Source organism: Faecalicatena contorta, assembly GCF_021531995.1.
In the GTDB taxonomy this organism is placed as follows: domain Bacteria; phylum Bacillota; class Clostridia; order Lachnospirales; family Lachnospiraceae; genus Dorea_A; species Dorea_A contorta_A.
The window spans coordinates 11,359-36,859 of the sequence record NZ_JAFBIZ010000012.1; the positions used below are offsets into that span (position 1 = coordinate 11,359).

The following is a 25,501-nucleotide window of genomic DNA, read 5'->3' on the forward strand; positions in this document are numbered from 1 at the left end:
TGAGGATCAGGCAGAAAAGGAATGGGAGTGAGGACATGAAGTACATTGTAGTGCTTGGAGATGGAATGGCCGGAAGACCATTGAAAGAACTGGAAGGAAAGACAACACTGGAAGCAGCTGTTACTCCGATGATGGACGAGCTTGCAGCCAAAGCGGAACTTGGTATGGCATCGATGGTTCCGGAAGGAATGGCTCCGGGAAGTGATACTGCGAATCTGGCGGTTATGGGATATGATCCGAAGATATATTATACAGGACGTTCACCTCTGGAGGCGCTCAGTATAGGTGTGGATATGAAAGAGACGGATGTGTCTTTCCGATGTAATATTGTAACATTATCTGAAGAAGAAGGTGCATATGAGGATCGGACGATGATAGATCACAGTTCGGACGAGATCAGCACAGAAGATGCAGCTGTGCTGGTGGAAGCGCTGAAGGAAGGACTGAAAAAGGAAGGGTACGAATTCTATGTGGGAACCAGCTACCGCCATCTTCTGATCTGGAAAAACGGAAAAGTAGTGGAACTGACACCCCCGCATGACATACTTACAAAAGGAATCGGTGATTATCTTCCGGAAGATGCAGTGCTCAGGGAGATGATGAAGAAGAGTTATGAGATTCTGAATCATCATCCGCTGAATGAAGAACGTCGGAAAAAGGGGCTTCATCCGGCAAATTCTGCATGGTTCTGGGGAGCAGGGACAAAGCCGTCACTGACTTCTTTTGAGGAACGTACCGGTAAAAGAGGTGTGATGATCTCTGCGGTAGATCTGTTAAAGGGTATTGCAGTGGGTGCCGGAATGGATCGTATCATTGTTGAAGGTGCAAATGGAGGACTTCATACGAATTACAGGGGGAAAGCAACTGCTGCAGTGCAGGCACTTACCCGGGATGGATATGATTTTGCCTATATTCATGTGGAAGCTCCGGACGAGATGGGGCATCAGGGAAGCATTACTGATAAGATTACAGCAATCGAAAAAGTTGATGCAGAAGTGCTTCGGGTATTGGTTGACGGTTTGGAAGACGCCGGTGAGGATTACCGTGTTCTGGTACTTCCGGATCATCCGACTCCGATTGAGGTGCGAACACACACCGGAGAGGCTGTTCCGTATCTGTTATATGACAGTACCGAAAGCAAAGAAGGAAAGAACGCTTACAATGAGAAAACAGCAGCCACAACCGGAAGAAACTGGTCTGACGGTTATAGACTGATAGGGCACTTATTACAGGAGGAAACATGTTAATAGTAAAAAAATTCGGCGGCAGTTCTGTGGCCAATCAGGAAAGAATTTTTAATGTTGCCAGACGCTGCATTGAAGATTATAAAGCGGGAAATGATGTAGTAGTTGTTCTCTCTGCCATGGGAGATACAACCGATGAATTGATCGAGCTGGCAAATTCGATCAATCCGAATGCAAAAAAGAGAGAGCTGGATATGCTCCTTACGACCGGTGAGCAGGTGTCTGTGTCTCTGATGGCGATGGCAATGCAGGCCCTGGATGTTCCGGCAGTATCTTTAAATGCATTTCAGGTCAGAATGCATTCCACTTCGCGTTATGGCAATGCCAGATTCAAGCGTGTAGATACCGAAAGAATCCGCCATGAACTGGATTCCCGGAAGATCGTGATCATTACCGGATTCCAGGGAGTGAATAAATATGATGATATTACAACCCTTGGCCGCGGAGGATCTGATACCACAGCGGTTGCACTTGCGGCAGTACTGCATGCAGACAAATGTGAGATCTATACGGATGTAGACGGAGTATTTACAGCAGATCCGAGAGTTGTAAAGACGGCGAAAAAACTGGATGCCATTACTTATGATGAGATGCTTGAGCTTGCAAGCCTCGGAGCAAAAGTACTCCATAACAGGTCTGTTGAGATGGCAAAAAAATACAATGTAGAATTAGTGGTGCGGTCCAGCCTGAACCGTTCAGAAGGTACCGTAGTCAAGGAGGGGTCAAATATGGAAAAATTGTTAGTTACAGGTGTGGCTGCCGATAAAAATACGACCAGAATCTCTGTGATTGGAGTAGAAGATAAGCCGGGAACAGCATTTGCTATTTTTAATACGCTTGCAGCTAATAACATCAATGTAGATATTATTCTTCAGTCAGTAGGGCGAGAAGGAACAAAAGACATTTCATTTACAGTTGCAACGGATGATCTTCAGAATGCACTGGAAGTTCTGGAATCTAACAAAGAAAGACTTACGATCCAGCAGATTACATGGAATGAGAATGTTGCAAAGCTTTCCGTTGTAGGGGCAGGAATGATGAGTAATCCGGGTGTTGCGGCGAAGATGTTCGAATGTCTGTACAATTCCAGAGTAAATATCAATATGATATCAACATCTGAGATTCGTATCACGGTTCTGGTTGCAGAGAAAGATATTGAAAAAGCAATGAATGCAGTACACGATGGATTTGCATTGGGTGATTAATCGGCGGGAAAGTTGGAATTAGAACGCAGAAAACCGGTAATGATCTGTTTGTTCTCACGGGAGAGGGTACGGAATCTGAGAATCAGATTCAGTTCTTCTTCGGTGAGATAGATAGAATTACCGGTATTTTTATCTGATGTAAGAGTATATGAAACAGGAGTTTCACGGAGGGTATCAGAAGACGCAGTCATCCCCGGAAGGCTGCGAAATGCCAGATCATCCAGTGAAATCTGGTAATAACTGGACAGACAGATCAGGGTATCAAGATCCGGAGTACGGTTGCTGGTTTCGTAATTCGAATAAGCCTGTCTGGATATGTTCAATACTCTGGATACATCATCCTGAGTCAGATTGTGTTTTTTTCTGAGATAACGCAGGTTGTTGGCTAATTGTACGTTCGGCATAGTGTAGTACCCCCACAAGTGAATTTACTTGATAGTATAGCAATTTGGACAATAAATTCATATCTGTGCGCCAAAACGTAGCAATTGTGCATAACGCAACATTTTGTTGCGCTACACCTGGCTCAAATGACTGTTATGATATTCACCGGAAAATGTGACATCTTCTCCAAACCATTCAGGAGCAGTGAAGGTATTGGCCTCATCTTCAGAGGAAAATTCAACTTCAACAAGAGTCAGAGGCGCCAGTTCCCCTTCAAAGATATCCAGTTCTGCTGTCAGTTCAGAGGAGATTGGGATCATATAGCGCTTTTTTTGGATCAGACGTCCGTCAATTTTCGTCAGAAGATGCCCATAAGCTTCCTTTGTTAACGGAAGATTGTATTCCATGCGTGTCATATGGCCTTTGGATTTATAGGTTAGTTCATATTTGTCGTTATCCTTTCGGATGCGTACGACCGGGCTGGTATTCAGATAGCCTTGTTCAATCTGTCGGCATGGGTAGATTTCCAGATGTTCCGGTATATCAGAAACAAGATATTTGCGTTCGATTTCCATAATGTCGGACCTCCATTGTGTAATGTGTTATGATTCTATATAATAGTATAACATCAGAAGCTTACTCTTGTACACCTGAGGATAGTAATGTTAAAATGATTGATTAAGGAGGATGATTGCGATGAAAAAAGTAAGTGTAATGTTAGCAGATGGTTTTGAAGAGGTAGAAGCTCTGACGGCGGTTGATCTGTTGAGAAGAGCAAAAATCTACGTAGATACAGTTTCTATTACGGATGATTTTACCGTTCACGGTGCACATGGAATTAACATACAGACAGAAGATTTGTTTGATGAAGTTGATTTTTCGGAGACTGATATGATCGTGTTGCCGGGAGGAATGCCTGGAACCACGAATCTGAAGGAGCATGAAGGACTGAAAAAAGTTCTCTTAAGATTTGCAGAAGAAGGAAAATATATCGGAGCGATCTGTGCGGCGCCGACGGTACTTGATGAGATCGGAATCCTTCAGGGAAAGCGTGCCACCTGTTATCCGGGAGTGGAATCACAGATAAAGGATGCGGTATTGACACGTACTCCGATTATGAGAGACGGGAATATCATTACCGGACAGGGTGTGGGAACCGCCATTGATTTTGCACTGAAGCTGGTAGAAGTTCTTGCCGGAGAAGAAAAAGCAAAAGAAATTGCGGAAGCAATCGTCTATTAATGAGGACTGGCTGATGAAACTATATGACAGAGTGAAAATCCGAAGAGCAGTTGGGCTTATGCTCATAATACTGTTGCTGACAGGATGTGGACACAGATCAGATGCTTCCGGTTATGTGAAAGCAGTTCTGGCACTGACTTTTCAGGGAGAGACACAGGCAGCCATGGAATATATGGAAGAGCCCTCCAAGCAGCAGCTGATGCTCATATATCAGGATTCCATTGACCGTTTTGTTGCGGGAAATATTACAAATGAGATTCAGATGAGTGAATTGAAGACCAGTCAGTTTGCCGAGCTGGTGTCAAAGATCTTCATGACCATGCGATATCAGGTGGAAGAAGCCAGGAAGACAGATAAAGATACCTATGAGGTGCCGGTTGAGATTCAGCCTTCGGATGTGTTCGTTCAATATTATGATGCACTGACGGAGGATTCTCTGAAAATTGCAGAAAAAGTGGAAAATGGAGAATACCAGGGGACGGAAGAAGAGATTGATCAGCAGGTGTTGAATGATATTGTAAATCATGCTTATGAGTTACTGGATACAGCATATCTTGCCACCGGTTATGGGGAGAAGCAGACGGTAATTCTTCGTGTAACCGTAGAGAAAAACAAGGAATATACGATTGATGAAGATGACATGGACAATTTGATTGTAAAAATCCTTCGTTTAGATGAAATCGGGGGCTAGATATTTATAAATGTTTGTGTTATACTTCTGTAGTGAATGTAATGTAGGATACCTGCCTTTTTTGCTACCCAGAAGGCCGGTTAGAAACAGGAGGAAATGATAAATGAGTTTACAGGTAGAAAAATTAGAAAAAAACATGGCGAAACTTACAATTGAAGTTCCTGCCGATGATTTAGAGAAAGCGCTTCAGAGTGCATATATGAAGCAGAAGAACAAGATCTCTCTTCCGGGTTTCCGTAAAGGAAAAGTACCGCGTCAGATGATCGAAAAAATGTACGGAGCAGAGATCTTTTATGATGATGCTGCAAATGAACTGATCCCTAAGGCATATGCAGATGCTTACGATGAGTGTGAGCTTGAGATTGTGTCCAGACCGGAGATCAACGTTGTGCAGATTGAAAAAGGAAAACCGTTCATCTTTACAGCAGATGTTGCTACCAAACCGGAAGTGACTCTCGGAGAGTATAAGGGTCTGGAAGTAGATAAAGTATCTACTCGTGTAACACAGAAAGAGATCGATGCAAAGGTTCAGGAAGAAGCAGAAAAGAATGCAAGAGAGATCACAGTAGAGGATCGTCCGGTACAGGATGGAGATGAAGTGATCCTTGACTTTGAGGGATTTGTTGATGGTGTTGCGTTCGAAGGCGGAAAAGGAGAAAACTATCCGCTGAAGATCGGTTCAGGCTCTTTCATTCCCGGATTTGAAGAGCAGCTGGTAGGAGCAGAGGCTGAAAAAGAAGTTGAAGTAAATGTCACATTCCCGGAAGATTACCATGCAGAAGATCTGAAAGGAAAAGCAGCTGTGTTCAAATGCACCGTTCATGAGATCAAGGCAAAGGAACTGCCGGAGATTGATGATGAATTTGCAGCAGAAGTATCTGAATTTGATACATTAGAAGAATACAAAGCTGATATTAAGGCAAAGATTAAAGAGCAGAAAGCTGCTGAAGGAAAGAGAAAACAGGAAGATCAGGTAGTAGAGCAGGCAATTAAGAATGCAGAGTATGAAATTCCGCAGCCAATGATCGAGACTCAGACTGTACAGATGGCAGATGATTTCGCACAGAGAATTCAGTCTCAGGGACTGAGCATGGAACAGTACTTCCAGTTTACCGGCATGACTGCTGAGAAGATGATGGAAGAATTCAGACCACAGGCAATCAAGCGTATTGAGACCCGCCTTGTTCTGGAAGCAATTGCAAAGGCCGAAAATATCGAGATCTCAGATGAGAAGCTGGATGAAGAACTGGCTAAGATGGCTGAAACATACAATATGGAAGTTGAAAAACTCAAAGAATTTATGGGTGAGAACGAGAAGAAGCAGATGAAGGAAGATATGGCTGTACAGGAAGCTGTGACTTTCTTAGTAGAAAATGCTGTGGAAAAGTAGAACCCGAATTGCATATATAATCAGGAGGAGGCGTAAACATGAGTGTGATACCTTATGTCATTGAACAGACAAGCCGTGGAGAACGCTCCTACGATATCTATTCAAGATTATTAAAAGACAGAATTATCTTTCTTGGAGAAGAAGTAACCGATGCATCTGCAAGTGTAATTGTTGCACAGCTGTTATTCCTGGAGGCAGAAGATCCGGAAAAGGATATTCATCTGTACATTAACAGTCCGGGAGGATCTGTGACTGCCGGTATGGCAATCTATGATACGATGCAGTACATTAAGTGTGATGTGGAAACCATCTGTATCGGGATGGCTGCAAGTATGGGATCTTTCCTGCTGGCAGGAGGTACCAAGGGTAAGAGACTTGCTCTTCCTAATGCTGAGATCATGATTCACCAGCCGTCAGGCGGTGCACAGGGTCAGGCGACAGAGATTCAGATTGCAGCTGAACATATATTAAAGACCCGTCAGAAATTGAATCAGATACTGGCGGAAAATACAGGACAGCCGTTAGACGTAATCAGTGCTGATACAGACAGAGATAATTTTATGTCTGCGGAAGAAGCAAAAGCATATGGCCTGGTGGACGAAGTTATCACAAGCCGTTAATTTTGCGGACCGGTCCTTAGACGAGGTGAGAGAATGGGAAAGAACGACGATCAGATCAGGTGTTCGTTCTGCAACAAGACACAGAATCAGGTCAGAAAGCTGATCGCAGGTCCCAATGGGGCGTATATCTGTGATGAGTGCGTGGATGTCTGTGCAGAGATTATAGAAGAAGAATTTGAATATGAGAACGGAAGACACTGGAATCCGTTCTCTGATATCAATCTTCTGAAACCGGAAGAAATCAAAGAATTTCTGGATGAGTATGTGATCGGACAGGACGAGGCGAAGAAAGTTCTGTCTGTTGCAGTGTATAATCATTATAAAAGAATCATGGCCGGGAAGGACATGGGGGTGGAACTGGGCAAGAGTAATATTCTGATGCTCGGGCCTACCGGATGCGGCAAGACGCTTCTGGCACAGTCTCTGGCTAAGATTCTGGGTGTTCCATTTGCGATTGCCGATGCAACTGCATTGACAGAAGCCGGATATGTCGGAGAAGACGTGGAAAATATTCTTCTGAAGATTATCCAGGCCGCAGATGGTGATATTGAACGTGCAGAATATGGCATTATCTATATTGATGAGATCGATAAGATTACCAGAAAATCTGAGAATCCATCTATTACAAGAGATGTGTCCGGAGAGGGTGTACAGCAGGCTCTCCTGAAGATTATTGAAGGAACGGTTGCAAATGTACCTCCGCAGGGAGGAAGAAAGCATCCGCATCAGGAGATGATACAGATTGATACAACTAATATTCTGTTTATCTGTGGCGGTGCGTTTGAAGGAATTGAAAAGATTGTAGAAAAACGTATTGACCAGAAGTCAATTGGATTCAATGCGGAGATCGCGCAGAAGCATGAAGATGATGTAGACAGACTGCTGAAGCAGATCCTGCCTCAGGATCTGGTGAAGTTTGGACTGATTCCGGAGCTTGTTGGCCGTGTGCCGGTTACTGTTGCGTTGGAGATGCTTGACAGAGATGCATTGATCCGTATCCTTACAGAGCCAAAGAATGCGATTGTGAAACAGTATCAGAAGATGCTTGAACTGGATGGAGTCCACCTGAGTTTTGATCAGGAAGCACTGGAAGCGATTGCAGAAACTTCTCTGAAGAGAAAGACGGGTGCGAGAGGACTTCGTGCGATCATGGAAAATGTTATGATGGATATTATGTATAAGGCACCATCAGATGAGACATTAAAAACATGCCGTATTACAGAAGATGTTGTAAAGGGGCTTGGAGAACCGGAATGTGAACACTCCAGATTCCGGTCTGAAAGTGCATAATTATTTACAAGAGATATGAAAAGAGGGCGGGTGCAAGAGGAGCAGTTTGTACCCGCCTGTTCTATACCAGGAGAGTAATATATGATAAAAGAGACTTATAGTCTGCCGATGGTTGCTTTGAGAGGACTCGTGATTCTTCCGGAAGAGGTCAGACATTTTGATGTAAGCCGCGAAAAATCTCTGAAAGCCATTGAAGAAGCGATGTTGGGAGATCAGAAAATATTTCTGAGTATGCAAAAAGAAATTGATGCTGAGGATCCGGGAGTGGAAGATGTTCAGCAGATCGGGTGTATTGCAACGATACGGCAGATAGTAAAATTACCGAAAAAGATCAGCAGGGTTCTGATATCGGGAGAATCCAGAGCCCGCATTAATACAATGGAATTTGAGGAGCCATATCTCCGCGCGAATGTTACCGTAATTCCAGATATGGATACATCAGAGGAAAAAACGGGGGCGAAGGAGCATCCAATGAATCTGGAAGCTATGATCCGAGGACTAAAGGATGTGTTTAAAGAGTACATGGTGAAAAATCCAAAGCTTTCCAAAGAACTGGCTCTTAGAATCGATACCACCAATGAATTAAAGCCGCTGGTGGATATCATTGCGGCAAATATGCCGTTTTCCTGTGAAGATGCGCAGGAACTTCTGGAAGAGTCGGACGTTATGCTCCGATATGAATTACTGATCTATAAGATTGTCAATGAGATTCAGATTCTGAATGTAAAGGAAGAGATTCAGGCAAAAGTAAAAGCTCGTGTTGACAAGAATCAGAGGGAATATATTCTCAGAGAAGAGATGAAGCTGATCCGGGAAGAACTTGGAGATGACAATACACTGTCGGATGCGGATGAATTTCAGCAGAAAGCAGATGCTCTGAATGCATCCAGGGAAGTGAAAGAGAAGCTTGCAAAAGAGATTAAACGTTTCCGAAATTCCATGAGCAGTCCGGCAGAAATTGGTGTAATCAGGACATACATTGAGACGATGCTTGAAATGCCATGGGATAAAATGTGCAGAGAGCATAAAGACATTGCATACGCAAAAAAGGTGCTGGATGAGGATCATTACGGTCTGGAAAAGGTAAAGGAACGTGTGTTGGAATTTCTGGCAGTGCGTGCATTGACTAAAAAAGGAGAAGCGCCGATTCTGTGTCTGGTGGGGCCACCGGGAACCGGCAAGACATCTATTGCCAAGTCGCTTGCACGGGCATTGAAGAAGCCTTATGTCAGGATCTCTCTTGGTGGAGTGCGTGATGAGGCGGAGATTCGGGGCCACCGGAAGACATATGTCGGAGCAATGCCGGGAAGAATTGCAAACGGTATGAAGCAGGCAGGAGTTAAGAATCCGTTGATGCTGCTGGATGAGATTGATAAAGTCAGCAGTGATTATAAAGGGGATACTTTTTCTGCACTTCTTGAGGTTCTGGATGGAGAACAGAATAATAAGTTTGTGGATCACTATCTGGAAGTTCCGATTGATCTGTCCGAAGTATTATTTATCACAACTGCGAATACGCTTCAGACGATTCCAAGACCGCTTCTTGATCGAATGGAAGTGATTGAAGTCGGCAGTTATACAGAAAATGAAAAGCTGCATATTGCAATGGAACATCTGATTCCAAAACAGCTTGAAAAGCATGGTTTGAAGCCGGAGCAGCTTACGATCAGTAAAAAAGTAATCTGGAAGATGGCCCGGAATTATACAAAAGAAGCCGGTGTAAGACAGCTGGAGCGAAAAATCGGTGATATCTGCAGAAAAGCGGCAAGAGAAATTCTGGAATCAAAAAAGAAATCAATCCATGTGACGGAGCGAAATCTGTCTCAGTATCTTGGAAAAGAACTGTACTCCTACCAGATGGCTAATGAAAAGGATGAGGTCGGAATTGTCCGCGGACTTGCATGGACAAGCGTCGGAGGGGATACACTTCAGATAGAGGTCAATGTCATGCCCGGAGAAGGTGAGATCCTTCTGACAGGACAGCTTGGAGACGTCATGAAAGAATCTGCAAGAGCCGGAATCACGTATATCCGTTCTGTGAGCACCCGGCGGGGAGTCCCGGAGGATTTCTTTAAGAAACATGATATTCATATTCATATCCCGGAAGGAGCCGTTCCAAAGGATGGTCCGTCTGCGGGAATTACGATGGCTACGGCAATGATGTCTGCTGTTACAGGACGCAAGGTAAGAGCTGATCTTGCAATGACCGGAGAGATTACACTGCGTGGAAGAGTTCTTCCGATCGGAGGTCTGAAGGAGAAGCTTCTGGCAGCTAAAAATGCAGGAATCAGGACAGTGCTTGTACCAAAAGAAAACAAAACTGATGTAGCAGAGATCTCTTCAGAGATTACAAAGGGGCTGGAGATCATACCGGTATCACACATGGATGAGGTGCTGAATGTGGCGCTGGCGTCAGATGCGATAGAAGACAGATAAGGGGAATTATATGGTAATCAGAAGCATTAATTTGGAAACAGTATGTGGTATTACAAGCAAACTTCCGGAAAATACGCTTCCGGAGATTGCATTCGCCGGCAAGTCTAACGTAGGGAAATCCTCGCTGATCAATGCACTGATCAATCGAAAATCCTATGCAAGGACATCAGCAACGCCCGGAAAGACACAGACGATTAATTTTTATAATATCAATGAGGAATTATATCTGGTAGATCTTCCGGGATATGGCTATGCAAAAGTGTCGGAGCAGGAGAAGATCAAATGGGGCAAGCTGATTGAACGTTATCTGCATGAGTCAAAACAGTTGAAAGTAGTGTTTCTGCTAATTGATATCCGTCATGAACCATCTTCCAATGATAAGATGATGTATGAGTGGATTGTAGCACAGGGATACCAGCCGGTGATTATTGCGACAAAACTGGATAAAATAAAGAGAAGTCAGAAGGATAAACAGATTAAACTTGTAAAACAGGGGTTGAATGTTCTGCCGGGAACCAGGGTGATTCCATTCTCTGCGGAAACAAAACAGGGCAGAGATGAGATATGGGAACTGGTAGAGTCTGAGTTCCTGGATATAGAGAAAGAGAAGGGAGAACTGTAGTATGGAAAACTTGATCAAAGAATTTAAAGAAGATCTTGCAGAGTTTCATGAGATGACAGATAAGTTTTATGCAAAAGAAATCAGCATGAAAGAGTACAAAGGTTTTTCCGGAGGATTTGGAAGCTATGCGCAGAAAGGCGGAAATGCAAGTATGTTAAGACTTCGCCTGCCGGGCGGCCGTCTGACAAAAGAGAAACTGAAATTTGTGGCAGATGCCATTGCCGAGTATGGTGTGGATAAAGCACATTTTACAACATGTCAGACGATACAGCTGCATGATCTGGAGGCAGACACTGTCTGTGCAATTATGGAAAAAGCCATGGATGTCGGAATCATTACCCGTGGAGGAGGCGGAGACTTTCCGAGAAATACGATGGCATCCCCGCTTTCCGGAGTGGAAAAGGGAGAATATTTTGATGTGATGCCGTATGTAGAGGCTGTTTCAGATTATCTGATGGGAATCATCAAGACGGTAAAGCTGCCGAGAAAGTTAAAAGTATGTTTTTCTAACTCTCCGGCGAATGAGCCGCATGCGACGTTCCGAGATCTTGGGTTTGTGGCAAGACCGGACGGAACTTTTGATGTATACAGTGCCGGAGGTCTTGGAAATAATGCACGTATGGGCGTGAAGGTTGCAGAAGGGACTGATCCGGCTGAGGTGCTGTATTATGTACAGGCAATGGTGGATACCTTTGTTGCATATGGAAATTATGAGAACCGTGCAAAAGCAAGAACTCGCTATATGCAGGAAACGCTTGGTACAGATGGTTATAAAGAGGCATACGTTGAAAAACTGGCGGCAGTGAAAGCAAAGGGTAATCTTACGATTCATCCGGAGATCATAGAAGTGACCAAGACCGGAGACGGAAGTACGGCATCCGGAAAGCGTATCATCGGGCAGAAGCAGGAAGGATTGTATGCGGTTGCTTATCATCCGGTCGGAGGACTTCCGCCGGTTACGAAATTTGCAGAACTGTATGATGTAATCAAAGATATGGAGCAGGTGGAGGTTCGTATTGCACCGGATGAGACGATCTATGTGATCAATCTGACGGGAGATGAAGCAAAGGAAGTGGAAACTGTCACGGCCGATGGTGCACAGAATCTGTTTGAGACATCTGTATCCTGTATCGGAAGTACCATCTGCCAGGTAGGACTTCGTGATTCACAGGGGACACTGGCATCCATTATTGAAGAAGTGAGAAAACATGACTTTGCAGATGGGGTACTGCCGAGGATCCATATCTCCGGATGTACTTCTTCCTGTGGTACACATCAGATTGGCACACTGGGATTCCATGGCGGGGCCAAGCGAGTGAACAATGTGGCAGAACCAGCATTTACATTCCATGTCAACGGCTGTGATGTACAGGGGCAGGAACGATTTGGAGAGCCGTGGGGCATGGTGCTTCAGAAAGAGATGCCGGCATTTTTTGTGGAACTGGGAGAAGCAGTTCAGGCAGAGAGTGCGACTTTTGAAGAGTGGTATGCAAAAGATCCGGAAAAGCTCAGGAAAATTGCAGAAAAGTATCTGTATTAATTGAATAACAGGAGAGAAGAGGCTGTTGGATACAGTCTCTTGTTTGTGTAAAAATGATACATTTTGCTATATTTGATAGAAAAAGTATGATATATTGAATATAAGTTAGTTTTATAAAATAACAAATGGGAATGAGAAGTATGAAAACGATATTTGATGAAGGATTAGTTCAAAAGAGTGAAGGGGAGAATTATGTCTCTTATCTTCTCAGATCTGAGGAGAATTTTTCCCCGACTGGTTATAAGATGATGTTATCCGGAGCGTGCCGTGGAATTCTGAAGTGTACGAAAGTTATGTTTAACGGATGGCCGAAGTTTGTATATATTACGGATCAGTATCGCAGAATGGATCGAATTCTGGCTTCAATCAGTGAGGCAGATTTTCTGCAGATTGCAGGAAATATTGTCTCGGTGATATTAGAACTCAGGGAAAACACATTGTTAAAGTGCAGTAGCATGGATCTTACGGTGGATCATATCTTTGTAGATTATAAGACGAAAGAGATATATCTGATCTATCTTCCGGTGGTAAGTACTCAAATTGAGATGGAAGAGTATGAATTTGATCAGCTTCTTCGCACCAGACTGCTAGAATGGAGCAGGATTTTTACGAAAGTTCCGGGAGACAGGCTTCAGTATTTTCAGAACAAATTGCAGGATCCGAATTGCAGCCTGAAAGAGATTGCTTCGCAATTCAGAGATGAGGGGGCAGGATATGCCATAAAGTCAAAGTCGTCTGAAGAGGAGACAGATGAAAAAGAGCAGCCGAAGACAGAAGAGGCGGAGAAACTTACGAAACTGGTACTGCAAAGTGCTCAGAGAGAGAAGAAGCTTGAATTTATTATTTCTCAGGATGAATATCTGTTGGGAAGAAGTGTCTATCGTGCGGATGGACAGATCAGTGGAAATATGAGAGTGGGAAATGTACATTGTAAGATTGTCAGAAATGGCAGTAATTATTATGTCATGGATCTGCAGAGTCGCAATGGAACATTTTTGAATGGAGTACAGCTTCGTCCGGGTGCGGCCTGCTTACTGAATTCAGGTGATATATTAAAACTGGCAGATGAATCTTTTCGTGTGTTATAAAGAAGCATTGAGGAGAAAAAAATGAAAAGACCAATAGTTATTCTGGCAGATACGGATTATGAGTATCTGTTGTCATTAGAATTGAAGTTTATCGAGATATATGGAAACAGAATCGAACTGATCATTATTACGGAAGAAACATTTTTTGCAGAATATTTTGCAGTTCAGAGGGAGGCAGATGTTCTGGTGATCAGTGAGCTGCTTTATCAGGATGCTCTGAAAAAACATGAGATTCAGAGAATTGTTGTGCTCAGTGAAAATACACGTAGTACGGAATCGATTGGAAATCTTATCCGGGTAAATAAGTTTTCGAGTGTAAAAAATATCATGAATGAAGCTGTATATAGCCTGCATTTTACAGATGACGCAAAAGAGAAGAAGACAAAAGTGGTGACTGTCTGTTCTGCCATCGGAGGTGCAGGAAAGACAACGATCTCCATAGGGCTTTGTAAATGCTTGGCAGAGCATCATAAAAAAGTGTTGTTTATCAGTACAGAGTCGGTACAGAGTTTTGCGTTTTTTCTGAAAGACAAGATATATCTGGATGCGAATGTCTACCGGCTGCTGAGAGATGACAGCAGGAATCACTATGCAGATTTGAGACCCTATGTAAGGAATGAGGGATTCTCGTTTGTTCCGCCTTTGATGGCATCGCTGGATTCCCTTCAGATTTCGTGTGATATGTTCGCAAAGCTGATGGATGAAGCAGCAGAATCCGGAGATTATGATTATATTATTGTGGATACAGATTCCGGCCTCAGACCGGAGATTGCAGAATATATTGGAAAAAGTGATTTTGTGGGAATTATCGTCATGCAGGATCCACTTTCTGTAGAAAAAACAAAATTCCTGCTTCAGAATATGGACTGTAGTAATCCGGAAAAATATACATTTATATGCAATCAGTATGAGTCGAATGTCGATAATATGTTAAGTCAGGAGGTACTGGGAGAGCATCCTGTCAGTGAATATATTGAGAAATTCGAAAGGCATTTTACACTGGATGAGCTCGGAGAGTGTGAGGGAATAAAGGGCATGATGTGTATGTTATTATAAAAGGGAATGAGAGAGAAAAGGAGAAAAAGATGGACTATGAGTATAAGATAGGAACAAAGGTCTTTGGAGACTGGGAAATTGTGGAAGAACTGGGGTCGGGAGCTTATGGAACTGTGTATGAGATACATAAGATTGATTACGGAATCCGGACCAAATCCGCTCTGAAGGTGATCCGGGTTCCCAAGTCATCTTCGGATATCAAAGCTGTTCTCAGCGAGGGGATGAATGAACAGTCGGCAAGCAGTTATTTTCAGGGATTTGTGGACGAGATTGCCAAGGAAATCGTGGTGATGTCGGATCTAAAAAGTCATCCGAATATTGTCAGATATGAGGATCATCAGGTACGGGTGCATGAGACCTCTATCGGGTGGGATATTTTGATTCGAATGGAGCTTTTGACACCGCTGAATGATTATCGCTTGGAACATCCGATGAATGAGGCAGATGTACTGCGTCTTGGGAAAGAACTCTGTAGTGCGCTGGTATATTGCCAGAAAAAAGAGATGATTCACCGGGATATTAAGCCGGAAAACATCTTTATCAGCGAGACGGGACAGTTTAAGCTCGGAGACTTCGGAGTTGCAAGGACGATTGATAAGACGACCGGAAGTCATTCCCGAAAAGGAACGGAGAAATATATGGCTCCGGAAGTATATTTGCGTCATCCTTATGGTTCAAGTGTTGATATCTATTCTCTGGGACTGGTACTTTATAGTTTCATGAATCGGGGAAGAATGCCTTTTTATCCGCAGGATACGGCACAGATTCGTTATGAAGACCGGGAAAATGCCCTTGACAGGCGTATGGACGGAGAAGCACTTCCTGCACCGGTCAATGCCGGTGAAGCGTTTGCCTCCGTAATCCTGAAAGCATGTGCATTTAACCCGGAGGATCGTTACCATACAGCAGAAGAGATGCTGCAGGCGTTGAATAAAGTGAAGATTACCGATGCTTCCGGTGAGAAAAGAACAGATTCTTATTTCCATGACCTGGAAGAAAAGACTGCCGGAAATGACGAGGAATTTCCGGAAGAAGAGAAAACCATCGGTATGGAAGAATATATCCCGGAAGAAGAGAAAACCGTCGGTATGGAAGAATATATCCCGGAAGAAGAGAAAACCGTCGGTATGAAAGAATATGAATATGTCCCGGAAAAAGAGAAAACCGCCGGCAGGGAAGAACCTGTCCGGGAAGAGAGAAAAACGGATAAAAAAGGGAACAAAAAGATGCTCATTGGTATAGCAGCGGCAGGTGCAGCGGCTGTTATTGGAATTGTCATATTTATGGGACAGTCAACCGGTGGGAACAATGCAGCTTCCGGGGAGAATGTTCAGACGGTCAGAAGTTTCCTGACTTCTGAGGAGGAGGAATTGTTATCCTGGCTTCAGGAGGGAGTGGATGCCTATAATGAATCAGAAGTGAGGGAATCGCAGGAAGATACTATCTCTGTATGTAGGAACGGTGAAAGAGACAGCTATTCTTCGGTGATAACAATGGATACAAATATGCAGGTCTGTATGGAAAAAAGGTATTTTTCTGATGATCAAAATGATTATGATTATGACTATTATACAAAAGAAGGGGAAGATGAGTACTGGTACACAAATGCTTATAGTGCAGAATCGGGGGACTATTATGTGGAAAAAATTCTGCTGGATGAATCTGCACCGGAATATTACAGATATACTTATGAGATGGATATAAATGAAGTTAGGCTGCCGTTCGGGGGACTGGAGAATACGGATGGTTCCAGACTGCTTGATTATCAGGTTGTGAAAGAAAGCGAAGAAGACGGGGTGATCAAGATTTCGATTACTTATGAATGTCTGGAGTCGTCGGAGTACAACAGAGAAGATGCATTAGATCAGTGGGATATTACAGAAGAGGAGCTGGAGCTGGTTCCGGACGGAGAAGAGGTGCTGGAAAATTATATAGAACAGGAGAATCAGTCTCTGGAAAAAACATATACGAGTACGCGATGTTATTGGATTACAACGGAAGGACATCAATTAATACAGAGCTATATAGTGTATGATCAGAGTCAGAGTGAAGAGTTATTTGAAGCATTCAGAAGTATGAGTGATGTCGTTGATTATATCCGATATTACAAAGATTGTATTGAGAAAGGCGCGTCTCAGAGTACGGCACATATAGAAGCAGAGAGATCTGTAGAAGAGATGAATCAGTACGAAAGCACGTATGAAGAGTCGTCCGTGTCATCAGAAAGCATGACGTATTATGTGACGGGGGCAGATTGTGAATCAATTGTGCTGCCGGATTGGGAGAAAATGCGGACTTATCAAGAATATGAAGAGGAATATTAATCATGCTTAGACTGGATTATATGGCGCTGACACATCCGGGGAGAGTTCCGGAAAAAAATGAAGATAATTTTTATATAGACGGGAAAATGAAACAGAACGTGGATCAGGATTGTTTTCAGGTGTCAGGAAATGTGAAGAACGGACGGATGACAGCTGCCGTGTGTGATGGGATGGGAGGATATGCATCTGGAGAAGTATCCTCTCTGAAAGCAGTGCAGGCGCTGCAGGAATTTTGTGTTTTGCACGCAGGAGAAGAGCACCCACTTCGAAATGATCCGATGGAATACGTAACAGAAGCCAATGAAAGAATCTGTGAGGATCGGAGAAAGAAACGGAAAAGAATGGGAAGTACGCTTGCTGTTCTGGAATTTTCCGGTGATACGGTGTCGAGTATTAATCTGGGTGACAGCAGAATCTATCGCATGAGAAATGGAATTCTCGAACAGCTCTCGACAGATCATACCGTGATCGCCCGTATGATGCGCAGAGGACAGATTACACCTGAGGAAGCGGAAAAACATCCCATGCGGCATCAGATAACGCAGCATCTGGGAATATTTCCGGAAGAGATGCTGCTGGAACCTGCGAGCCGTACAGAAATGGAGGTTCAGGAAAAGGACCGGTATCTGATCTGCAGTGACGGACTTACCGATATGATCCGGGATGAAGAAATCGGGAAAATTCTTTTGCAGAATGAGCATATCGCAGATGCAGTCAGAGAGCTGGTGCAGAGTGCTGTGGATGCAGGTGGAAAAGACAATATTACAGTTGTGATAATTGAGGCAGGAACTGCGGCAGGGCTGTGGGACAGGCTGCGCGGCAGGATCACTGCAAAAAAGTAAGAGGAGGGGACGGAGTTCGTGAAAGAAAATGTCAGGATCATCGTGAGTGTTCCCGAAAAAGGCGTTCGGGAAGAACTGGAACTTCCGGTGAATATTACAGCCAATGAATTGATTACGGCGTTGAATCAAATCTATTCATTAAGCATGGATGCAGAAAATATATTTCAATATTATCTGAAAGCAGATAATCCGAAAGCACTGCTTCGAGGGAATAAGACGCTTCAGGAATATGGAATCCGAAACGGAACAGAAATATGCATATGGAATGAGTGAGAGGATAAATATGGAGAACAGGTATAAGCTGATGATGTCAGCAAAACAGTCATACAGGGAAGCGGAGATATCGGAATTGCAGCCTAAGATGATTGTCGGAACCGGAATCGAAGCAGATGTACGTTTTCGGGAAGAAGACTTTTTTGAGCCTTTTTTATTGGTAATCACCCTGCAGGAAGGAAAATGTCAGATTGAATGTGGGAATAATGTCTATCTGTCTGTGGGAGACGCCAGAAAGCTGATGATTGCAGAGCTGGATCCCGGAATGCAGATTGTATTGAAGTACAGAAAATCAAATGTAGAAGTTATGACCTTGTTCTATACACTGGATTTTGATTTTTATCGGCATCATTATGATCGAAGGATTGATCTTCAGGGGCTGTCTTCTGTCCGGATCGGAGGTACGGGAAGCTGTCAGATACAGCTCCCACATGAAAGTGTACATGATGACAGTCTTTTGATCAGCAGGCAGGGAAAGCAGTATCTGCTTTTGCCGGAACAGACAGGGAATGAGGTTCGCATCAACGGAAATGCACTGTCAGAATCGACGGTTCTTATGCCGCTGGATTTTCTTTCTGTCGGTCCTTATAGTTTCTGTTATCAGAATCAGGCACTGTATACAGACAGTGGCAGTGATATGATATTACACGGTGTATCTTATGCAGACGAAAAAGAAAGCCAGAGCTGGCATACATATCCGAAGTTTAACCGCAGTACACGAATTCATGAAATACTGCCGGATGAAGAGATCGAGATTCTGGATCCGCCGTCGCAGCCGAGAAAGCCGGATGGCAACATCATAATGAAGCTGTTTCCTTCGGTTGCCATGCTGGGGGTGGTCGTTCTGCTTCGGGGATTTATGAGTACGACAAGTATATCTTATCTGCTGATCAGTGCAGGTACGATGGGAGTCGGAATCATTACTTCGGTTATGTCGATCATTACAGAAAAGAAAGATTATAAAGAGGAAACAGAAAAAAGAGAAGAGAAGTATTCTGCTTATATTGAAGAAAAAAAGAAAGTAATAGAAGAGGCAAGAGGGCAGGAAATACAGATTCTGGAAAATCGGTATTATTCGGTTCCAAAGGAACTGGATCAGATTGAAAGCTTCTCTCCCAGGCTGTTTGAACGAGAAATGCGGGATGAAGATTTTCTGGAAGTGCGTCTCGGAACCGGATTGAGAGAGGCATATCGGCATATCTCATATAAGAAACAGGAGCGGATTGAATCAACAGATACTTTGATTGATATTCCGGGGAAAATGGCTGAGGATTATAAGATGCTTAAAAATGCTCCGGTGACGATGTCGCTGAAAGAGACGAGCATGGTTGGGATTACCGGCAGCAGAGATGCATTGTATCATATGTTAAAGTTGTTTACGCTTGATCTTGCTTCCAGACATTATTACACGGAGGTTCAGTTTTTATATTGTATCGGGGAAGAGGATATTGGAAGAATGTCATGGCTGCGGATGCTCCCACATGTGCAGAATGATCTCCTGCACAGGAGAAATGTAATCTGCGATGATGAAAGTAAAGGAATCCTGCTGGAGTACCTGTATAAGGAAATTCTCAACCGCAATAAAGAAAATTGTATGCCGAGGATGATTGTGTTTGTGTATCGGGATAACGGAATCCAGAACCATCCTGTATCTGCACTGATGCAGGATGCAAAAGAAAAAGGGATTACGTTCCTGTATTTTAATGAGCATGAAGAATATCTGCCGAAAGGATGTGAATACATCATTCGAATGGAAGATGTTCTCCATGGTATGAAAGTACAGGCTGCTGACGGGACGAAAGCGGAAGTATTTACGGCAAATGTGCTGGAAGACGCGATGCTTGCAAAGGCAGTCAATAAGCTGGCTCCGATTTACTGTGAAGAAATCAGTCTGGAAAGTACACTGACCAAAAGTATCACATTCTTTGAGATGATGAATATATACGGACCGGAAGATATTGATGTGGAGGAAAACTGGGCTTCATCGGAAGTGTATCGTTCCATGGCCGCACCGATCGGTGTGAAAGCGAAGAATCAGATCGTTTATCTGGATCTGAATGAAAAACATCATGGTCCACACGGACTGGTGGCAGGAACCACAGGTTCCGGTAAAAGTGAAACACTGCAGTCTTATATCCTGTCAATGGGACTTCTGTTTCACCCGTATGATGTAAGCTTTGTGATTATTGACTTTAAAGGCGGCGGTATGGTAAATCAGTTTCGAAAGCTTCCGCACCTTGTGGGAGCGATTACGAACATTGATGGAAAGGCAATGGAACGTTCCCTGTTGTCAATTCGTGCAGAGTTGAAGAAGAGACAGGAAATGTTTGCAGAGTATCAGGTCAATCATATCGATGCATATATTCGCTTATACAAGCAGGGAATTGCCAAAAAGCCACTTCCGCATCTGATTTTGATTGTAGATGAGTTTGCAGAACTAAAGGCAGAACAGCCGGAATTTATGAAAGAGCTGATCAGTGCAGCCAGAATCGGTCGAAGTCTGGGCGTTCATCTGATTCTTGCCACACAGAAACCAAGCGGAGTGGTAGACCCTCAGATCTGGTCAAACTCCAGATTTAAACTGTGTCTGAAAGTGCAGACGAGAGAGGACAGTAATGAAGTATTGAAATCTCCTCTGGCTGCTGAGATCACGGAGCCGGGACGTGCATATCTTCAGGTTGGTAATAACGAGATCTTCGAACTGTTTCAATCGGCATACAGTGGGGCTTCTGCCAGAACAGAGGGTGCGGCATCCAAAAAGAAATTTTCGATATCAAGACTGGACTTTGCAGGAAGAAGGACAAAAATCTATGAACAGAAGCCGGAAAAATCCAAAGAGCAGTCTCAGACGCAGTTAGAAAGCGTTGTCGCATATTTGTCGGAATATTGTCAGAAAAAGCAGATTGCTCCGCTTCCATATATCTGTCTTCCGCCACTTGGGGAAGTACTGACAACAGATCGGTGGGAGAGACCGTGTGAACTGTCAGAAGGTCTGAAGGCATATGTGGGTATCCTGGATGATCCGTCCAGACAGAGGCAGGATGAACTTGTAATGAATGTCACACAGGCGAATACCATGATCATTGGCTCTTCCGGAAATGGAAAGACAAATCTGCTGCAGACGATCATCCGAAGCCTGACATCCCAGTATACACCGGAGGAACTGAATCTGTATATTCTTGATTTTGGTTCCATGATATTCCGAAATTACGAATCCCTGCATCATGTAGGCGGTGTGGTGTGTTCCTATGAAGAGGAGAAATGCAGAAATCTTTTCAAGCTTCTAAGTCAGGAAATGGAGGAAAGAAAAGAGAAACTGGTCAATGCCGGAGTGAGCTCTTATGCATCATATCTTGAAACCGGAAAGGGTGACCTTCCGCAGATCGTGGTGGTGATTGATAATCTTACTGCATTGCGGGAGTTATATCTGATGGATAATGATTTTCTGCTTCCGGTATGCAGAGATGGAATTGCAGTAGGAATCAGTTTCGTGATTGCCAATGCACAGACCAGTGGCATCGGATACAAGTACCTGTCGAATTTTGAACAGAGAATCGCATTGTTCTGTAATGATACGACGGAGTATGGGGCACTGTTTGACAGCTGCAGAATGCGGCCGGATAATCTTCCGGGACGCTGTCTGATCGAACGGGAAAAGGTCATCTATGAGGCACAGACGTATCTTGCATTTGAAGGAGAAAAAGAGGTTGACAGAGTCAATCAGATTCTCACTTACAATCAGATGCAGAATGAATGTTATCCGGATTCCTATGCAAGAGCGATTCCGGAAGTTCCAAAAGACCTCACACCGGAAGTACTGAAGAGAAAATTCGGCTGCAGCCCTGACTGTATGCGGATACCGATCGGTGTGGATTATGACAGCATTGAACCCTGTGTCCTGGATCTGTCGGAGAAGAGTATCCTGGCAATTTCCGGTCAGGCAGACAGAGGAAGAATGCAGTATGTGGAATATCTGTGCCAGACATTTGCGGCTCAGGACATTGGAGTATATATCCTGGATGATGCGGCCGGAACTCTGTCCGATCATAAAGAAGAAAGTAATGTATGTCTGTACAGTCAGTCTGCGGCAGATATTGAAGAGATGCTGAAAGATATGGAGATGGAACTGGAAGAAAGAGAAAGCAGTGGATCTGACAGCTGGGAGAAGCCGATCATACTTCTGATCCATAATAAAAATGCGGTGGCAGCCATCAGCGAGGACAGAGGACTTCTGAGTATCTATAAACATATACTGAGTCTTTGCAGGAGTAGTCGAAGCTGCATCATATATACGAATCTGGACAATGATGCGATCGCGTTTAATTCTCCGGAAGTACTTAAGATCTTGAAAGAGAATCGTCAGTTCCTTGTGTTTGCCAATGCGACGGATATAAAGATGGTTGATATTCCGTCTTCCTTTGTCCGGAAAAACGGAAAACCATTGGATAAAAATGAAGCATTTTGGATTAATGGAAATGACATCAGCAGGCTGAAAGTTGTTCGAAACGAAGATATTGTGAGAGGAGGTGAGAAGAATGAGTGTAAATAAAGTGGATTATGATGTATTGGATCAGGCGAAGAGTGTATACTCCAATCAGGCGGGGATGCTGGATGAGATCATCAATACACTGGTTAAGACCAATGGTGATCTTCAGTCCGGATGGACGAACCAGACTTCAGAAGCATTTATCAATCGCTTTGAGACGGATCACAAAATTGCTCTGCAGAATGCGAGAGATGCATTGCAGGAAATCTCAGAATATATTGCACAGTATGTTGCAAATCGTATGGATGAAGATTCTCAGGGAGCAAGTGCGATTTCGCGTTAATCCAATTGGATGAGTCAAAAGAGAACGGAGATCTTCGTATGGAGATCTCCGGAAGAAAAAAAGAAAAACTGGTAAAGAATAGTGGTGAAGAATATGACAGAAGCAGAATTCGATGCACAGATTAACAGCAATAAAGAAGCAATTACCGGATATCAGCAGGACATCCGTAAACTGGAAGAACAGATCAATGAATTGAATAATATGAAGCGTCAGATGGGAGGTCTGCAGGATATCCTGCATGATACGGCGAACCAGGCGGAGAGTAAGATTAGTGGAATGACAAATTTGTGGGGAGCAGTGGCTTCTGTTTTAAATGGGAAATTTTTCTCAAACCTGTTAACTGCTGTGAAAGGGGCTGAGTATTCGGCTGCAGACAGCGGACTTGGAACCTCGTTGGAGATCATACAGGATAAAATTGATGAATTACGAAAACTAATTGACCAAAAGCAGACCGCGATTCAGTCATGCAGCTCGAAGATAGGATCTATTCAGAATGAAAAGGAAGATTATCTCAGACAGAAAGCACAGGAAGAAGCGGCAAGTGAAGAGAGGGCTTAGGTATGGATTTGATCATAGAGGATGAATATGTGAATGAGGTGGGAAACTACCTGAAAGTAGAAGCAGAAGATATTGAGAAAAAGTTAAAAGAATATATCTCTATTTTAAAAGGTGTCTGCGAAGAAGGAATTGTAGAAGGAAAGACGGCGGAAGCGTTAAAGGAATTCGTATCACAGGCAGAAGCGATGAAAGGAATTGCAGAATGCGGACGTGCAGCGAATACATACTGTAAAAATTTTATCAGCAGAATTGATGAGGCAGATGAGGATCTGTATTAGACAGGAGAATGCAAATGGCTAAATTCAAAGTAGATACCGCTAAAACAGCGGAGTATGTTGAAAAATTAAAAGTATTGAAAGATGAGAATAAAGAAGTAACGAAACGACCGGATACACAGGCAAGTTGTGGAAAAACATACGAAGAACTGCAGAATCTGTGTGATCAGGTGGCTGAAGTAAGAGCTGCCTTTGGAATATTGCTGGATAAGACCACTGAGTTCCTGGAGGTGGCAGATGATACTTTCAATACTTCTGATCAACTGGCGGCGTCCAGTGTATCGAAAAAAGGTTCATGAAAAGGCGGAAGATAGGGTATGAAACGAGATTTTTCAGAAAAAGCAAAACAACATCTGGAGACTCAGATCTATGAATTGGAAGATGAGACGTTATGTCCACTGACAGATGCATTAGGAGATCTGTGCCATAAGTTCAATTATTGGATTGGAATTCTGAATATTAATAATTTTACAGATCATGTAGATAGATATCATAAAAAAGTACTGGATATGAATAACACGACCAAAGCGCAGCTGGAACAAATATTTTCCAATGTATATTCGGTAGACGGCGAATATGCAGATAAATTTCTGGTCCTGACAGACAGAATGAAGGGGACTGCTTCAAAGATGCAGATCCTTTCGGATCAACTGCATCCATCCTTGTCCATTGCATCGGCAACAACGATTCAGAAAGAATGCAAAGGAATCAATAAAGAATTAAAAAACTCAGATACAAAAATGGCCGCAACCTATGATAAAGAACTTAGTTATCGTGAAAAAAAGGCTGCGATCGAGGCATTAAAGGGAATTCCGGGAAGCGTATTATCTTTTGCCGGAGATTTGTTTGGCTTTACGGCAGGAGTTGCAAAAGGTGTGGTAACAGGAGACTTTACTTCAGCGGCTTCAGCCGGCTGGGGATTGATCAATGCTCCGTTTAATTTAGGACAGGATCTTGTCGCGTTGTCTGTTGTCGGTCTGGGACTTGGAATCGGTTCAATAAGCGGTGACAAGAAAAATAAGATAAGAGAATCAACGTTGGAATATGCAGAAGATTATCTGGAAAGAGACGGATTGACATCAGAACTGGAAGCATATGCAGATGATGACAGTGTTCTTGGAAGGATTTACGGGATAGCGGCAAAGGGAAGCAAAGGACTGGACAAAGCAAAGGAAGTATATGATATCTATCAGGGTGCAAAGGATATTACGGAGCTGGCACTCGGTGAGAAGATAAAGAACCCCGGAGACTTTGGAGAACAGATAATGAAAGAGGCTGGAATCAATATAAATGTGACAGATGACGGACTTTCTCTGTCGCCGGATCGATTGAAAAACACGAAGAAACGGGTAACAGGAAGTCAGTTGAGAAAGTACAACGATATATATCAGAAAGCTGGCAGGAGTAAAAATATCATCTCCAATATCAAGACCGGGAAAGGATATCTGGAGGCATTTACAGATCCGGACAAGTCAGTAGGTGAAGAGCTCTTCGGTCATACAACAGGCGGAAAGCTTTTTACGGATACCTATGAATTTCTGGAAGAACTGTGGGAATCTTCGGTTCTTGTCGTGAATTAACAGATCATCGTA

General features: G+C 43.5%; 23 protein-coding genes. 21 read left to right on the plus strand and 2 right to left on the minus strand.

Translation table 11 applies throughout. The features are described from left to right. Positions 1–35 precede the first annotated feature (35 nt). Positions 36–1,247, plus strand: a complete 1,212-nt coding sequence (locus JQM82_RS02960) for a cofactor-independent phosphoglycerate mutase (RefSeq protein ID WP_235248508.1) — start codon at positions 36–38, stop codon at positions 1,245–1,247. Beyond that, positions 1,241–2,449 carry an aspartate kinase gene (locus JQM82_RS02965; protein WP_235248509.1) on the plus strand — a complete coding sequence of 403 codons (1,209 nt, stop codon included), beginning with the start codon at positions 1,241–1,243 and terminating at the stop codon, positions 2,447–2,449. The genes JQM82_RS02960 and JQM82_RS02965 overlap by 7 nt, the downstream gene beginning before the upstream one ends. Here JQM82_RS02965 and JQM82_RS02970 read toward each other — a convergent pair. Both JQM82_RS02970 and JQM82_RS02975 read right to left on the minus strand, forming a co-directional pair. Next, positions 2,446–2,853 (minus strand): helix-turn-helix transcriptional regulator, encoded by a 408-nt coding sequence (locus JQM82_RS02970; protein ID WP_235248510.1) that lies wholly within the window; start codon positions 2,851–2,853, stop codon positions 2,446–2,448. The two genes, JQM82_RS02965 and JQM82_RS02970, sit on opposite strands and share 4 nt — an antisense overlap. A 111-nt stretch (positions 2,854–2,964) precedes the next feature. Then, positions 2,965–3,408, minus strand: a complete 444-nt coding sequence (locus tag JQM82_RS02975) for a CYTH domain-containing protein (protein ID WP_235248512.1) — start codon at positions 3,406–3,408, stop codon at positions 2,965–2,967. Between the two features lie 121 nt (positions 3,409–3,529). Here JQM82_RS02975 and JQM82_RS02980 point away from each other — a divergent pair, with 121 nt between their 5' ends. The 19 genes from JQM82_RS02980 (at position 3,530) to JQM82_RS03070 (ending at position 25,489) form a co-directional block, all read left to right on the plus strand. After that, entirely contained in the window at positions 3,530–4,075 is a 546-nt protein-coding gene (locus tag JQM82_RS02980) for a DJ-1 family glyoxalase III (protein ID WP_235248513.1), read from the plus strand. A 13-nt stretch (positions 4,076–4,088) separates the two neighbouring features. Further along, positions 4,089–4,766 carry a hypothetical protein gene (locus tag JQM82_RS02985; RefSeq protein ID WP_235248515.1) on the plus strand — a complete coding sequence of 226 codons (678 nt, stop codon included), beginning with the start codon at positions 4,089–4,091 and terminating at the stop codon, positions 4,764–4,766. A gap of 103 nt (positions 4,767–4,869) precedes the next feature. After that, positions 4,870–6,156, plus strand: a complete 1,287-nt coding sequence (gene tig, locus JQM82_RS02990) for a trigger factor (RefSeq protein ID WP_235248517.1) — start codon at positions 4,870–4,872, stop codon at positions 6,154–6,156. A 38-nt stretch (positions 6,157–6,194) separates the two neighbouring features. After that, positions 6,195–6,776: an ATP-dependent Clp endopeptidase proteolytic subunit ClpP gene (gene clpP, locus JQM82_RS02995; RefSeq protein ID WP_235248519.1), complete on the plus strand. Its 582-nt coding sequence runs from the start codon at positions 6,195–6,197 to the stop codon at positions 6,774–6,776. 33 nt (positions 6,777–6,809) lie between these two features. Continuing rightward, positions 6,810–8,066, plus strand: coding sequence for an ATP-dependent Clp protease ATP-binding subunit ClpX (gene clpX, locus JQM82_RS03000; RefSeq protein ID WP_235248521.1), 1,257 nt, complete (start codon positions 6,810–6,812; stop codon positions 8,064–8,066). Between the two features lie 81 nt (positions 8,067–8,147). Further along, positions 8,148–10,502 (plus strand): endopeptidase La, encoded by a 2,355-nt coding sequence (gene lon / locus JQM82_RS03005; RefSeq protein ID WP_235248523.1) that lies wholly within the window; start codon positions 8,148–8,150, stop codon positions 10,500–10,502. A 10-nt stretch (positions 10,503–10,512) separates the two neighbouring features. Beyond that, complete coding sequence (yihA, locus tag JQM82_RS03010) at positions 10,513–11,124, plus strand: ribosome biogenesis GTP-binding protein YihA/YsxC (RefSeq protein ID WP_235248525.1); 612 nt, start codon at positions 10,513–10,515, stop codon at positions 11,122–11,124. Position 11,125: 1 nt separating this feature from the next. Next, positions 11,126–12,664 (plus strand): nitrite/sulfite reductase, encoded by a 1,539-nt coding sequence (locus tag JQM82_RS03015; RefSeq protein WP_235248527.1) that lies wholly within the window; start codon positions 11,126–11,128, stop codon positions 12,662–12,664. A 140-nt stretch (positions 12,665–12,804) separates the two neighbouring features. After that, positions 12,805–13,752 carry an FHA domain-containing protein gene (locus JQM82_RS03020; protein ID WP_235248528.1) on the plus strand — a complete coding sequence of 316 codons (948 nt, stop codon included), beginning with the start codon at positions 12,805–12,807 and terminating at the stop codon, positions 13,750–13,752. 21 nt (positions 13,753–13,773) lie between these two features. Next, positions 13,774–14,808 carry an AAA family ATPase gene (locus JQM82_RS03025; protein WP_235248529.1) on the plus strand — a complete coding sequence of 345 codons (1,035 nt, stop codon included), beginning with the start codon at positions 13,774–13,776 and terminating at the stop codon, positions 14,806–14,808. 29 nt (positions 14,809–14,837) lie between these two features. Further along, complete coding sequence (locus JQM82_RS03030; RefSeq protein ID WP_235248530.1) at positions 14,838–17,132, plus strand: serine/threonine protein kinase; 2,295 nt, start codon at positions 14,838–14,840, stop codon at positions 17,130–17,132. A gap of 2 nt (positions 17,133–17,134) precedes the next feature. Continuing rightward, the gene (locus JQM82_RS03035) at positions 17,135–17,974 is read left to right on the plus strand and encodes a PP2C family protein-serine/threonine phosphatase (RefSeq protein WP_235248531.1); all 840 of its coding nucleotides are present in this window, start codon (positions 17,135–17,137) and stop codon (positions 17,972–17,974) included. An 18-nt stretch (positions 17,975–17,992) separates the two neighbouring features. Continuing rightward, a complete protein-coding gene (locus JQM82_RS03040) occupies positions 17,993–18,247 on the plus strand; it encodes an EsaB/YukD family protein (RefSeq protein WP_235248532.1) in 255 nt (84 codons plus the stop codon). A 10-nt stretch (positions 18,248–18,257) separates the two neighbouring features. Continuing rightward, positions 18,258–22,796: a type VII secretion protein EssC gene (gene essC, locus JQM82_RS03045; protein ID WP_235248533.1), complete on the plus strand. Its 4,539-nt coding sequence runs from the start codon at positions 18,258–18,260 to the stop codon at positions 22,794–22,796. Next, positions 22,783–23,076 carry a WXG100 family type VII secretion target gene (locus JQM82_RS03050; RefSeq protein ID WP_235248534.1) on the plus strand — a complete coding sequence of 98 codons (294 nt, stop codon included), beginning with the start codon at positions 22,783–22,785 and terminating at the stop codon, positions 23,074–23,076. Before essC ends, JQM82_RS03050 begins: the two co-directional genes overlap by 14 nt. A gap of 93 nt (positions 23,077–23,169) precedes the next feature. After that, a complete protein-coding gene (locus tag JQM82_RS03055; RefSeq protein WP_235248536.1) occupies positions 23,170–23,634 on the plus strand; it encodes a YwqH-like family protein in 465 nt (154 codons plus the stop codon). A gap of 2 nt (positions 23,635–23,636) precedes the next feature. After that, entirely contained in the window at positions 23,637–23,912 is a 276-nt protein-coding gene (locus JQM82_RS03060) for a hypothetical protein (RefSeq protein WP_235248537.1), read from the plus strand. A 14-nt stretch (positions 23,913–23,926) separates the two neighbouring features. Then, on the plus strand, positions 23,927–24,208 hold the full coding sequence (locus JQM82_RS03065) for a hypothetical protein (protein WP_235248538.1): 282 nt from the start codon (positions 23,927–23,929) through the stop codon (positions 24,206–24,208). A gap of 18 nt (positions 24,209–24,226) precedes the next feature. Further along, positions 24,227–25,489: a hypothetical protein gene (locus tag JQM82_RS03070; RefSeq protein ID WP_235248539.1), complete on the plus strand. Its 1,263-nt coding sequence runs from the start codon at positions 24,227–24,229 to the stop codon at positions 25,487–25,489. Positions 25,490–25,501 lie beyond the last annotated feature (12 nt).

Bases quoted from the DNA above. Each gene is read 5' to 3' on its own strand.
- JQM82_RS02960 (WP_235248508.1), top strand. From the start codon at position 36: ATGAAGTACATTGTAGTGCTTGGAGATGGAATGGCCGGAAGACCATTG.
- JQM82_RS02965 (WP_235248509.1), top strand. From the start codon at position 1,241: ATGTTAATAGTAAAAAAATTCGGCGGCAGTTCTGTGGCCAATCAGGAA.
- JQM82_RS02970 (WP_235248510.1), bottom strand. From the start codon at position 2,853: ATGCCGAACGTACAATTAGCCAACAACCTGCGTTATCTCAGAAAAAAA.
- JQM82_RS02975 (WP_235248512.1), bottom strand. From the start codon at position 3,408: ATGGAAATCGAACGCAAATATCTTGTTTCTGATATACCGGAACATCTG.
- JQM82_RS02980 (WP_235248513.1), top strand. From the start codon at position 3,530: ATGAAAAAAGTAAGTGTAATGTTAGCAGATGGTTTTGAAGAGGTAGAA.
- JQM82_RS02985 (WP_235248515.1), top strand. From the start codon at position 4,089: ATGAAACTATATGACAGAGTGAAAATCCGAAGAGCAGTTGGGCTTATG.
- tig (WP_235248517.1), top strand. From the start codon at position 4,870: ATGAGTTTACAGGTAGAAAAATTAGAAAAAAACATGGCGAAACTTACA.
- clpP (WP_235248519.1), top strand. From the start codon at position 6,195: ATGAGTGTGATACCTTATGTCATTGAACAGACAAGCCGTGGAGAACGC.
- clpX (WP_235248521.1), top strand. From the start codon at position 6,810: ATGGGAAAGAACGACGATCAGATCAGGTGTTCGTTCTGCAACAAGACA.
- lon (WP_235248523.1), top strand. From the start codon at position 8,148: ATGATAAAAGAGACTTATAGTCTGCCGATGGTTGCTTTGAGAGGACTC.
- yihA (WP_235248525.1), top strand. From the start codon at position 10,513: ATGGTAATCAGAAGCATTAATTTGGAAACAGTATGTGGTATTACAAGC.
- JQM82_RS03015 (WP_235248527.1), top strand. From the start codon at position 11,126: ATGGAAAACTTGATCAAAGAATTTAAAGAAGATCTTGCAGAGTTTCAT.
- JQM82_RS03020 (WP_235248528.1), top strand. From the start codon at position 12,805: ATGAAAACGATATTTGATGAAGGATTAGTTCAAAAGAGTGAAGGGGAG.
- JQM82_RS03025 (WP_235248529.1), top strand. From the start codon at position 13,774: ATGAAAAGACCAATAGTTATTCTGGCAGATACGGATTATGAGTATCTG.
- JQM82_RS03030 (WP_235248530.1), top strand. From the start codon at position 14,838: ATGGACTATGAGTATAAGATAGGAACAAAGGTCTTTGGAGACTGGGAA.
- JQM82_RS03035 (WP_235248531.1), top strand. From the start codon at position 17,135: ATGCTTAGACTGGATTATATGGCGCTGACACATCCGGGGAGAGTTCCG.
- essC (WP_235248533.1), top strand. From the start codon at position 18,258: ATGGAGAACAGGTATAAGCTGATGATGTCAGCAAAACAGTCATACAGG.
- JQM82_RS03050 (WP_235248534.1), top strand. From the start codon at position 22,783: ATGAGTGTAAATAAAGTGGATTATGATGTATTGGATCAGGCGAAGAGT.
- JQM82_RS03055 (WP_235248536.1), top strand. From the start codon at position 23,170: ATGACAGAAGCAGAATTCGATGCACAGATTAACAGCAATAAAGAAGCA.
- JQM82_RS03060 (WP_235248537.1), top strand. From the start codon at position 23,637: ATGGATTTGATCATAGAGGATGAATATGTGAATGAGGTGGGAAACTAC.
- JQM82_RS03065 (WP_235248538.1), top strand. From the start codon at position 23,927: ATGGCTAAATTCAAAGTAGATACCGCTAAAACAGCGGAGTATGTTGAA.
- JQM82_RS03070 (WP_235248539.1), top strand. From the start codon at position 24,227: ATGAAACGAGATTTTTCAGAAAAAGCAAAACAACATCTGGAGACTCAG.